At 40.6% G+C, this 10,319-nt stretch carries 14 protein-coding genes; 4 read left to right on the forward strand and 10 right to left on the reverse strand.

The window, feature by feature from the left end:
- Window positions 1–10: 10 nt before the first annotated feature.
- Together msrA and vrrA are read right to left on the reverse strand one after the other, a co-directional pair.
- Window positions 11–976, reverse strand: coding sequence for a peptide-methionine (S)-S-oxide reductase MsrA (gene msrA, locus GHD25_RS18915; protein WP_164219802.1), 966 nt, complete (start codon window positions 974–976; stop codon window positions 11–13).
- Between the two features lie 81 nt (window positions 977–1,057).
- Window positions 1,058–1,546, reverse strand: coding sequence for a VrrA/YqfQ family protein (vrrA, locus tag GHD25_RS18920; RefSeq protein WP_164219804.1), 489 nt, complete (start codon window positions 1,544–1,546; stop codon window positions 1,058–1,060).
- A gap of 420 nt (window positions 1,547–1,966) precedes the next feature.
- Here vrrA and GHD25_RS18925 point away from each other — a divergent pair, with 420 nt between their 5' ends.
- Window positions 1,967–2,296: a YolD-like family protein gene (locus tag GHD25_RS18925; protein ID WP_164219806.1), complete on the forward strand. Its 330-nt coding sequence runs from the start codon at window positions 1,967–1,969 to the stop codon at window positions 2,294–2,296.
- A gap of 18 nt (window positions 2,297–2,314) precedes the next feature.
- On the opposite strand, the gene GHD25_RS18930 is transcribed toward GHD25_RS18925, so the two are convergent.
- The 7 genes from GHD25_RS18930 to GHD25_RS18960 all read right to left on the reverse strand — a co-directional run bounded on the left by GHD25_RS18930 (window position 2,315) and on the right by GHD25_RS18960 (window position 6,060).
- Window positions 2,315–2,530, reverse strand: a complete 216-nt coding sequence (locus tag GHD25_RS18930; RefSeq protein WP_164219808.1) for a YozE family protein — start codon at window positions 2,528–2,530, stop codon at window positions 2,315–2,317.
- A gap of 12 nt (window positions 2,531–2,542) precedes the next feature.
- Window positions 2,543–3,295 carry a twin-arginine translocase subunit TatC gene (gene tatC / locus GHD25_RS18935; RefSeq protein WP_164219810.1) on the reverse strand — a complete coding sequence of 251 codons (753 nt, stop codon included), beginning with the start codon at window positions 3,293–3,295 and terminating at the stop codon, window positions 2,543–2,545.
- 96 nt (window positions 3,296–3,391) lie between these two features.
- Window positions 3,392–3,568, reverse strand: coding sequence for a twin-arginine translocase TatA/TatE family subunit (gene tatA, locus GHD25_RS18940; protein ID WP_164219812.1), 177 nt, complete (start codon window positions 3,566–3,568; stop codon window positions 3,392–3,394).
- A 79-nt stretch (window positions 3,569–3,647) separates the two neighbouring features.
- On the reverse strand, window positions 3,648–3,854 hold the full coding sequence (locus tag GHD25_RS18945) for a twin-arginine translocase TatA/TatE family subunit (protein ID WP_164219830.1): 207 nt from the start codon (window positions 3,852–3,854) through the stop codon (window positions 3,648–3,650).
- A 128-nt stretch (window positions 3,855–3,982) separates the two neighbouring features.
- Window positions 3,983–4,579: a molybdenum cofactor guanylyltransferase gene (gene mobA / locus GHD25_RS18950; RefSeq protein WP_164219814.1), complete on the reverse strand. Its 597-nt coding sequence runs from the start codon at window positions 4,577–4,579 to the stop codon at window positions 3,983–3,985.
- A gap of 20 nt (window positions 4,580–4,599) precedes the next feature.
- Window positions 4,600–5,088, reverse strand: a complete 489-nt coding sequence (locus GHD25_RS18955) for a dihydrofolate reductase (RefSeq protein WP_164219816.1) — start codon at window positions 5,086–5,088, stop codon at window positions 4,600–4,602.
- 15 nt (window positions 5,089–5,103) lie between these two features.
- On the reverse strand, window positions 5,104–6,060 hold the full coding sequence (locus GHD25_RS18960) for a thymidylate synthase (protein ID WP_164219818.1): 957 nt from the start codon (window positions 6,058–6,060) through the stop codon (window positions 5,104–5,106).
- Between the two features lie 141 nt (window positions 6,061–6,201).
- Here GHD25_RS18960 and GHD25_RS18965 point away from each other — a divergent pair, with 141 nt between their 5' ends.
- Entirely contained in the window at window positions 6,202–7,272 is a 1,071-nt protein-coding gene (locus GHD25_RS18965; protein ID WP_164219820.1) for a C40 family peptidase, read from the forward strand.
- Between the two features lie 91 nt (window positions 7,273–7,363).
- Window positions 7,364–7,726, forward strand: coding sequence for a DUF2512 family protein (locus tag GHD25_RS18970; RefSeq protein WP_164219822.1), 363 nt, complete (start codon window positions 7,364–7,366; stop codon window positions 7,724–7,726).
- 112 nt (window positions 7,727–7,838) lie between these two features.
- Here the strand turns inward: GHD25_RS18970 and GHD25_RS18975 are convergent, their stop codons facing one another.
- Window positions 7,839–9,509 carry a formate--tetrahydrofolate ligase gene (locus tag GHD25_RS18975; RefSeq protein WP_164219824.1) on the reverse strand — a complete coding sequence of 557 codons (1,671 nt, stop codon included), beginning with the start codon at window positions 9,507–9,509 and terminating at the stop codon, window positions 7,839–7,841.
- Window positions 9,510–10,000: 491 nt separating this feature from the next.
- Here GHD25_RS18975 and GHD25_RS18980 point away from each other — a divergent pair, with 491 nt between their 5' ends.
- Complete coding sequence (locus tag GHD25_RS18980) at window positions 10,001–10,201, forward strand: cold-shock protein (protein ID WP_164219826.1); 201 nt, start codon at window positions 10,001–10,003, stop codon at window positions 10,199–10,201.
- Window positions 10,202–10,319: the final 118 nt, after the last annotated feature.

Raw genomic sequence — 10,319 nt, forward strand, 5'->3', positions numbered from 1 at the left:
TCTAACTCCTTTATTCATCCTTGAAAAGATATAAATATTTTCCGTATCCTTCTTTTTCCATATCTTCTTTTTCAATAAATCGCATCGCAGCCGAATTCATGCAATAACGCAGGCCGCCTGTTTGCTTCGGCCCATCCTCAAAAACATGGCCCAAATGCGAATCTGCATTTCTGCTTCTGATCTCCGTCCGAATCATTCCATGGGAGGTATCCGTGTTTTCTGTTAGTTGATAACGATCGACCGGTTTAGTAAAGCTTGGCCATCCGCAGCCCGCATCATATTGATCACGGGAGGAAAACAGAACGTCTCCGGAGATGATATCAACATAAATACCTTCCTTTTCATTGTCCCAATATTCATTTTGGTAAGGCCTCTCCGTACCGTTTTCCTGTGTTACATGATACTGGATTGGTGTCAGTTTATCTTTTAAATCTGCTTTATTAACGGGTTTTTTCCAATTTTCTTTAATAAAATCTTCCCTCCCTGAACCTTTTTTATATAAGCGATAATGAAAGGATTGTTTTTTGTAGTAATCCTGATGCTCCTCCTCGGCCTCATAGAAAGGTTTGGCAGGAAGAATCTTCGTAACGATCGGTTTTGTAAACTTTTTGCTGTCTTCCAGTTCCTGCTTGGATGCTTCAGCAATTTTTCGCTGTGCTTCATTATGGTAAAATATTGCCGTTTCGTAGGACTCTCCTCTATCGTTAAATTGACCGCCGGGATCGGTCGGATCAATTTGCTGCCAAAATGTTTCCAAAAGTTGTTCATAAGGCATTATTTCAGGGTTATACGTAATTTGAACTGCTTCCACATGGCCGGTGGTATTGGAGCAAACCTGTTCATAGGTCGGGTTCTCCAAATCTCCGCCTGTATACCCTGAAACAATATTTATAACACCCGGCCGTTCATCAAATGGTTCTACCATACACCAGAAACAGCCGCCGGCAAATGTAGCTTTTTCTCTATTTGAAGTCATTTCCACACCTCCATTAGTTTAAATGAATACTACCTCTATTTTTTCTTTTATTGTATAAAAAATCAAGTATGGCGACTTATATTATATATAGAGTTTTGGAACAGATTCCCCATTTCCGCTTCTTGGGCTGTCATTGCTTTCCGACTCTATTTCACTGCTTACTATGCTGCTTTCCCAATCAATAGAATCATCTGCCAAATAGTCCGGTGATTCTCCATCGGCAGACTCATCTGTTTTCTCCCCGGAGTTATCCATATCCTTAAACGCTTTCATCATTTTATACATTGCCGGCAGGTTTTTAATCATTGGGCCATACTCCTGGACCAGGGGTGCACCAGACTGTACTACTTTTAATATTTGCTGAACATTATTTAATGCGCCCGATAGTCCTCCTCCCCCTGGATTAGCAGCTCCTGCACCAGATGAAGCGTTTAATAAGCGTGACAAAATCCCCGGTGTACTGTTTGATTGGGGCATGGTATTCATTGCGCTGGGATGCATCATAAAATTGGAAGGAGGACGCATTTGGCTTGGCATTACATTATTCGGACGCTGGCTTGGAAAAAACATATTATCTCCGCCTTTGCATATATTAGTCTGGATTATTGTACGTTATTTTACCGGAAATTGTGTAGGCTGCGGCCGGGAAGTCTTCATCCTGCAAAAGATTTGCCGTGATGCTCTGCCCCCTTTCTTTGTTACTTTTATATAAAATTCCGATCATGTCAGTATAGGGAAATAATCTCCCCTGCCGTACTATTTCCCGGGAAACCGCAGGAATTTACAATTGTTGCGGGAACGGGTGAAAATAATAGCGAATGATAAAGAATGTGGTTAGTTTATGTATAAACGGCCCTCGCTCCTCTTTCAATCTGCATACTTATCTGTTCCGGCAGGCTGTCTCCGCTCGGCAAAAATTCATGAAAAGGAAGAAAGTTACATTGAATAACGAACTAATGTTCCCGTATAATAATATGAGAGGTGAGGAAAATGGTACAGGACAGAGGAAATATAAAATGGACAACACTTATGCTGCCCGAGCATGCGGAAATGCTGAAAGAATTATGGGAAGAAGACAGGAAACAACGCAAACCGGTTTTGGACCCGCAGGAAATAGAAAGCATGAACCGGCAGCTAATGGAAGCTTATCTGCAGGAGCATACCGTTACCTTGTCTGTTTTTAAAAATGGAGGCGTGATGGACTATACCGGTAAAATAAAAAGGATGGATAGAGGGAGACAGTGTTTAATGCTAAAAAGAGAAATGCGTGGAGAAATTCCTATACGCTTTGAGGATGTAATCGGAATGACAATAAATTAATGGTGCTGATCAGCACCATTAATCAAATTCACTATAAATTTCCCACAGCTCATCAAAGACAGTTAATGCACTTGGAAAGGGGCTCTCCGTTTCCAGGAACCTGCTGATCTCATCATAGTCTGCCGAATGCTTCGGGAAATCGAAGGACTTATACGCCCAATCCGCAAGGCGGCTGCGATCATCCGGTTTGAGCTTTCCCCGATAGGTCATTAAGAAATGGTAAAAAGAACGCATGTCTACCCCCTCTTACTCTTCCATGAATTTCCGGTGTTTTTCCTCTTTTTTGCGTGCAACAAGTTTTGATAAGTATATGCTTGCCTCGTATAAAACAACCAGCGGCACTGCAATGATTAGCGGCAATATAAAGTCGGGCGGTGTGATGATCGTACTGATGACAATGAGAATAAAATAGGCATATTTCCTTTTTCTGCGCATGAACTCCGGAGTTAAAATTCCAAGGCTGGTTAAAAACATTGAAATTACCGGAATTTCAAACAAAATAGCAAAAGGCAATGTCACCCTCAGTACAAATTTAAAATACCTTTCCGTTGTGAACATTTCATTAAACATACCTTCACTGATACTGAGCAGGAAAGGTAAAATCAATTCCACAAACATGAAATAGCCGAAAACAAAACCGCTCACAAATAATAAAAATATGGCTGGAATGTATGGTATGCTTGCCTTTCTTTCCTGCGGGGTCAGTCCCGGTTTTATAAAAGCCCATATTTGATAGGCAAGAAGCGGCAAGGTAGCTGTGATGGCCACCAGTCCGGCCATCATAAAATAAAGCCAGATTGCTTCACCCGGACTGAGAATAGTAAGCTGGAAGTCCAAATCTTTAATAAAGAAATAATAAATATCTTCCACAAAAATAAAACCGGTAATAAAAAATGCAACAAAGAAAACAGCAGTTACAATAAGTCTGTTTCTCAGCTCGGAAAGATGTCCGACCAGGTTCATTTCCTTTTCATTTAAATCTGCTTCATGTTCAGCCATTCATTTCACCTCTTCAGCCGGGGCGACTTCTTCTTAATAAACACAAAAGAAGATGCAAGGGTATCTGCCTTACACCTTCACATCAGTTTTAGATTCTTATTTTTCATTTTCCTTTTGGGACGATTCATCTGATGATATGTCCTTTGTGGCTTTTTTAAACTCTTTCAAAGAACCTCCAAAAGCCTTGCCGATCTCCGGCAGTTTAGATGGTCCGAAAATAATCAGCGCAATAATAAGTATTAAAATTAACCCCGGGATACCAATACTAGCCATTTACATTCACTCCCAAAGATTTTTGGCAGACAGTTGCCTGCTCACGTTTACCCAATCCTGTTATATATATTTCAGGTTTCTAATTGTTTTTTCCTTTAGTTGCTATGTCCTTTACTTCCTTTACTTCATCTTTCACATCACCCGTCAGGTCATTAGCAGATTTTTTAAATTCCCTTAGCGTCTGACCTGCTGCTTTACCGATTTCCGGTAATTTGGAGGGGCCAAAAATAACTAATGCAACAACCAATATTAAAATCAAACCTGGAAAACCGATGCTCGCCACGATTTCACCTTCTTTATGTTATTTACCTATAATATTTTAGGGAGAGTGCGTTGAAATAAAAATACACGTCATGCTCATAAAATATTATACTTCCTTACCATAGAAACATCAATAGTTTAACATGCATTTCACTAATTGGACAAATCATACCATAACTTGGCCTTTTCATAGTCGGACGGTGTATTCATATTAAAAAAATGCTGTTGTAATGTTTCATTGGAAATGGAACCAAAGTCATCTACATAGTTTACATGAATGTTTTCAAAAAAACTTTTCACCTTCAGCTCACCTTTATTTAACTGTTGCTTTACAGCTGTTATAACGGACCTTCGATATATTCCTGAAAGCGGATGGATTTGCCCGTCGAATACCGGCACGGCCGCTTCAAAGTCACGGACCCGCGAATAGAGGTGTTCATAGACTTCCCTTTTAATAAGGGGAGTGTCACAGGCAGAGATAATATAGGCGTCCGCCTTTTTATGAAAAAAAGCTGTTTCCAGTCCGGCTAAGGGTCCTTTTCCGGGAAAACGGTCACTGATAATATTACTGGTAAGAAAGGCATATGCTGAAGGATCATTTGCCACTACTGCCACTTCATCACAGCAGTTTTTCAATTCTGTATAAATGTGCTCAATTACCTTTTTGTTGCCTAAAGACAATAAGGCTTTATTTTCCCCCATCCTGGATGATTTTCCTCCAGACAGAATGATTCCGGTAACAGTCGTCATAGCAGCTCCTCAATCATTAATTATTTACGGTCATATTGTAAAAAGTAATAATCATAGGGATTTTTCTCATCCTTCTCCCCTTTTTCCTCTGAGGTTAAATGCCAGTCCGCTTTAGAAAAATCGGGAAAATAAATATCCCCTTCAAATGCTTCATCAATCCATGTAATGTACATTCTGTCGGCATAAGGCATGATTTGTGTAAAAATTTTACCTCCGCCGATCACAAAATATTCCTCATCCGGATTTTTCCGATTGCGTTCCAGTACACTGGATATATCCGATATCACTTCAACCTCTTCCGGAAAATCCATCTCCTGCTTTGTTAAAACAACATGCTTGCGTTTCGGCAGCACTCTGCCAATCGATTCAAATGTTTTCCTGCCCATAATAATTGTTCCGCCGGTAGTTTTTTCTTTGAAAAAACGCAAATCCCTGGGAAGATGCCATGGCAGTTTATTGTTGTGCCCAATAACACGGTTCCGGTCCATTGCTACTAATAATGAAATCAAAGATTTTCCCTCCTGTTAAACTGCAATAGGTGCTTTAATGGATGGATGAGGCTGGTAATCAACTATTTCAAAATCGGTTAAATCAAAGTCAAATATGGAATTTTTTTCTTGATTGATTTTCAGTTTCGGAAACTCCCGTATTTCCCTGCCAAGCTGGGTTTTCACTTGTTCCATATGGTTTAAATAAATGTGTGCATCTCCCAGGGTGTGCACGAATTCCCCGACTTCCAGGCTGCACTCATGTGCAATGAGATGGGTCAACAGGGCATAGCTTGCTATATTAAATGGCACCCCAAGGAAAATATCGGCGCTTCTTTGGTATAGTTGACAAGATAATTTTCCGTCGGCCACATAGAACTGGAATAATGTGTGGCATGGCGGAAGCGCCATGGATGGAATATCTTCCGGATTCCAGGCGGAAACAATGTGGCGCCGGGAATCCGGCTTGCTCCGAATTGACGCAATTACCTCTTTTAACTGGTCAATCGTGTCATTATTGGAGGTTTTCCAATTTCTCCACTGTTTTCCGTAAACCGACCCCAGTTCCCCGAATTTATCGGCAAATGCTTGATCATTCAATATTTTATCTTTAAATATATTCATCTGTTCATCATATATTTTTTTAAATTCAGGATCCCGCTGGCTGCGGTTCCCAAAGTCCGTCATATTTGGTCCTTCATAGTCCCCGCTTTTCACCCAGCGTTCAAATGCCCATTCATTCCATATATTATTATTATGTTCAAGCAAATAACGTATATTGGTATCTCCTTTTATAAACCAGAGAAGTTCACTGGCCACGAGCCGGAATGGCACTTTTTTGGTCGTTAATAAGGGAAAACCATCCTGTAAATCAAAGCGCATTTGATGGCCGAATACAGATAATGTGCCGGTATTTGTCCTATCCTCTTTTTTTGTGCCTTCGTCTATAATAAACTTGCATAAATCCAGATAAGCTTGTTCACCTTTAATCATTTCGATGCCTCCTGTTTCGTCTGTTTTTCCCATTGTAACATAAACAGCATTTTACCATCATTGTAATGTGATCGTAATTCATAAATAACCATTTTCCTCATAATACTTTATAGACACCCAAAAATGAAAGGGGATTTTTGCATGATTAACGGTACGGTAGAACACGTAGTAAAAAAATCCGTCCTATATAGCTATGTGTTGAGCCAGCCGCTCGTTCTTTACGTTGATGCATACCCTGAATTGCAAAATGAAATATTGCTGAAATCGGAACAGCTTCAATACGGTGAGCATGGAGAATCGGTCAGGATTCTTCAGCTAAAGCTAAAAAAACTGTCTTATTATAATGATGAAATAGATGGCGATTTCGGATTATTAACAGAGCATGCACTAAAAAAGATACAATCGGAACATTATTTAGCCTCTTACGGCCAGGCTGACAAAGATACGATACGCACCATAATAAAAATGGAAAAAGAAAGATACCTGAAACAAGTGGAGCAGCTGTCAGAATCAATTTATCCCGGTATGCACGGGGAAGATGTGAAGATTGTCCAGAAAGCTTTGCAATACTTTGGTTACTATGAAGGGGAACTGGACGGGATTTTTGGACCGCTCACAAAAAAAGCCCTGGAGATCGCCGAAGAAGAGCATGGGATAGAATTATCAGAGGAAGTTACCCGGGATGATTTAGCTTCTTTGTATGAATCCGGCCGGGATGAAAATGATCAATCAGCGGAAGGGCCGGAAAATACTGAAGTAAACCAGGACGCAGAGGAAGTAAATAGTACAATCGAAGAAAAGGATCAACAGCAGGAAAAAGAAATTAAAAAGGCAGAAGTCACCGCTTCCTATTCACAAGGTGCAGTAGAAGAAGCAAGGGCCATGATAGGCTCCCCTTATGTTTGGGGAGGCGAATCTCCCGGGGGTTTTGATTGCAGCGGTTTAATTCAATATATATTTCAAACCCAAAACATTACCATACCGCGAACGGTAAGTGAAGTTTGGAATTTTGCCGAGCCGGTGGATTCCCCATCCATAGGGGATCTCGTATTTTTTGAAACATATAAGCCCGGCCCTTCCCATATGGGTATTTATATAGGGAATGGGGAATTTATTCATGCCGGAGAATCAAGCGGGGTAGATATAGGTGAGTTAAGCAATTCCTATTGGGAGACGCGATACTTGGGAGCCAAACGAATTATACAGGAGTAAATTAGTTCTGGGCATGCTGTACATCTAATTGGAATAATTCTCATATATTTGAGAGACACTAACCCACAACAAATATTAAAGGTGGGATTAGATGCCTGGTTTGGTTGTAAAGCTGCTAGTCACTCCAATTGGAATCATTCTGGCTTCCTGGATTTTTCCGAATGTCAATTTTGCAAGCTGGTATCAGCCTATAATCATTGGTGTATTATTAGCTTTTATCGGATATGCAATGGAACTTGCTATACTCAATAAAAATACAAACTGGCTGAACACATTTATTGATTGGGGTGTGTCAGCTATTGTCATTTACTTTGGTGCCCTGTTTTTTGTAAATACATCAGTGACGTTTTGGGGTGCCGTATTAACCGGGGCGCTGCTCGCTGTTACAGAAATCTTCCAGCATAACTGGCTGTTAAACAGCGGCCGCGCCCGAAAAAAACCGGTTCGCGGGTAATGGTTTGTTTCTCAAATATTTTCCTATGCACCGGCTGTATTTTGCTGATAAGAAAAGAACCATTCACGGGTTCGCTGTGCCGTGATGGTTCTTTTTTTATAAAGATGTTCAATTAAAATAATCCTTTTACCTTTCCCTCACTCGTTACATCCATATTTAAAGCAGCAGGTTTTTTTGGCAAGCCCGGCATTGTCATGACATCGCCTGTCAATACAACAATAAAGCCCGCTCCTATTGATGGACGAAGCTCCCGGATCAAAATGGTAAAGTTTTCGGGACGCCCCAGGAGACTTGGGTCATCAGAAAGCGAGTATTGTGTTTTCGCCATGCAGACCGGCAGCTTTCCCCATCCTTGTTTTTCATAATAAGCCATTTGTTTTTTGGCTTTGGATGATAATTCAATATCATCTGCTCCATATACGGTTTGCGCTATTTTCCTTATTTTAGCTTCCAATGTTTGATCCAAATCGTACAAGTAATCAAAATCTCTCTTTCGGGAATCTGTTTTTTCCACTATTTTTTCCGCTAATTGAATACCTCCCTCTCCCCCGTTTGCCCAGACATCGGTCAGGGCCACATCGATATTTCGCGATGTGCACCAGGATTGAATAAAATTTGTTTCCGCTTCCGTGTCGGTTGGAAATTTATTAATGGCAACTACAAACGGAAGGCCAAAAGTTTCAATCGTTTCTATATGTTTTTTCAAATTCTCCATACCGGCCTTTAATGCTTCTACATTTTCTTCCTTTAGCTGGTCCTTGGCTGCACCTCCATGCATTTTTAATGCACGTACGGTAGCTACAATGACAACCGCATCCGTCTCAATACCGCCGGACCGCGATTTTATATTAAGAAATTTTTCTGCACCCAAATCCGCACCAAAACCTGCTTCTGTTACAACATAATCACCAAGTTTGGCTGCGGTTTTTGTTGCCATAATACTATTACAGCCATGTGCAATATTGGCAAATGGCCCGCCGTGAATAATAGCAGGAGTATTTTCTGTAGTCTGAACAAGGTTTGGCTTCATGGCGTCTTTCAGGAGCAGCGTAAGCGCCCCTTCCACCTTCAAGTCTTTAACCGTAATCGGATCTTCATCATACGTATAGCCTATGACGATATTGGAAAGCCTCGTTTTTAAATCATCCATCCCTGTAGCCAGGCATAAAATAGCCATAATTTCCGAAGCTACCGTAATATTGAAGCCTTCCTCCCTTGGCACACCACGCAAAGGACCGCCCAGTCCGACAACGATTTGTCTTAATGCACGGTCATTCATATCCATAACCCTTTTCCATTCAATTCTGCGCGGATCAATATTTAATTCGTTTCCACGGTGAATATGGTTGTCAATCATGGCAGAAAGAGCATTATTTGCGGTGGTAATCGCATGCAAGTCTCCTGTAAAGTGCAGATTAATATCTTCCATTGGCAGCACTTGTGAATAACCGCCGCCTGCTGCGCCGCCTTTCAGTCCCATCACAGGTCCCAAAGAAGGTTCTCGAAGGGCAATGACAGCCTTTTTCCCTATTTTATTTAATGCCTGTCCGAGTCCCACCGTAACCGTTGACTTTCCTTCCCCTGCCGGAGTCGGATTAATAGAGGTAACTAATACAACTTTTCCGTCCTGTTTATCCTGCAGTCTTTGTAATAGCTGATCAGACAGTTTTGCTTTTGTATGGCCGTACGGTTCCAGATCATCTGCCGACAGCCCCAATTCTGAAGCGATATCACCAATCGGTTTTAATTGAGTCTCTTGTGCAATATCAATGTCCGTTTTCATGAAAGATGCCCCTTTCCGCTTACTGATTTGCTCATAATTATTAAAACGTTTTCATTATATTTTTATTATATCAGAAGCAGGACTTGTTTTTTACTCATTTGATACATAAAAAGTCATTTCTTTAACACACCGGAAAATATAACATTACCTTCCGGACATTAGGGTAATTAAAGCAAGTGGGGCAAGTATCGGCAAGTGGGGCAAGTATCGGGCTGTTAAATGATGGAGCAGTTACATGTAAAAACATCAATTGATTTAATTTTTAATTTACATAAGTGAATTTCTTGACTGAAGCATATAATTAAGCTATATTAGACACAAGCAAAGAAGATGTACGGATTCATATATAACATAGGCAGCTTCTATAGAAGTGGATGTGAATGTGATCCTGCAATTCTATACTGGCTGTCTTATTTTTATGTTCTGTTAATCTGCTTTGTATTACCACGTTTCCTATGATGAACGTGAAAGTTTTTAGGAGGATTATTTACATGGAAAACGGTGTAGTAAAATGGTTTAACGCAGAGAAAGGCTATGGTTTCATTCAGCTCGAAGAAGGAAATGATGTTTTTGTCCATTATTCAGCAATTCAGGAAGAAGGCTTTAAATCTTTGGAAGAAGGCCAGCAGGTTACTTTTGAAATTGTTGAAGGTGAACGCGGACCGCAAGCTGCAAACGTAGTTAAAAACTAAATTGTTACTATAGATGATATAAGCAGTAATCCAATCAGTGATTACTGCTTTTTTTGGTGTGCCAGGCATGCACACATTCTATAGGGTTCAAGTCCCGAGCCACGAAGGCAGTAGTAGT

Source organism: Virgibacillus aidingensis, assembly GCF_010994035.1.
Lineage (GTDB): Bacteria > Bacillota > Bacilli > Bacillales > Amphibacillaceae > Virgibacillus_N.

What these genes read in the sequence shown, in the direction of transcription:
- msrA (WP_164219802.1), bottom strand. Translation starts at nt 976, where the DNA reads ATGACTTCAAATAGAGAAAAAGCTACATTTGCCGGCGGCTGTTTCTGG.
- vrrA (WP_164219804.1), bottom strand. Translation starts at nt 1,546, where the DNA reads ATGTTTTTTCCAAGCCAGCGTCCGAATAATGTAATGCCAAGCCAAATG.
- GHD25_RS18925 (WP_164219806.1), top strand. Translation starts at nt 1,967, where the DNA reads ATGGTACAGGACAGAGGAAATATAAAATGGACAACACTTATGCTGCCC.
- GHD25_RS18930 (WP_164219808.1), bottom strand. Translation starts at nt 2,530, where the DNA reads ATGCGTTCTTTTTACCATTTCTTAATGACCTATCGGGGAAAGCTCAAA.
- tatC (WP_164219810.1), bottom strand. Translation starts at nt 3,295, where the DNA reads ATGGCTGAACATGAAGCAGATTTAAATGAAAAGGAAATGAACCTGGTC.
- tatA (WP_164219812.1), bottom strand. Translation starts at nt 3,568, where the DNA reads ATGGCTAGTATTGGTATCCCGGGGTTAATTTTAATACTTATTATTGCG.
- mobA (WP_164219814.1), bottom strand. Translation starts at nt 4,579, where the DNA reads ATGACGACTGTTACCGGAATCATTCTGTCTGGAGGAAAATCATCCAGG.
- GHD25_RS18960 (WP_164219818.1), bottom strand. Translation starts at nt 6,060, where the DNA reads ATGATTAAAGGTGAACAAGCTTATCTGGATTTATGCAAGTTTATTATA.
- GHD25_RS18965 (WP_164219820.1), top strand. Translation starts at nt 6,202, where the DNA reads ATGATTAACGGTACGGTAGAACACGTAGTAAAAAAATCCGTCCTATAT.
- GHD25_RS18970 (WP_164219822.1), top strand. Translation starts at nt 7,364, where the DNA reads ATGCCTGGTTTGGTTGTAAAGCTGCTAGTCACTCCAATTGGAATCATT.
- GHD25_RS18975 (WP_164219824.1), bottom strand. Translation starts at nt 9,509, where the DNA reads ATGAAAACGGACATTGATATTGCACAAGAGACTCAATTAAAACCGATT.
- GHD25_RS18980 (WP_164219826.1), top strand. Translation starts at nt 10,001, where the DNA reads ATGGAAAACGGTGTAGTAAAATGGTTTAACGCAGAGAAAGGCTATGGT.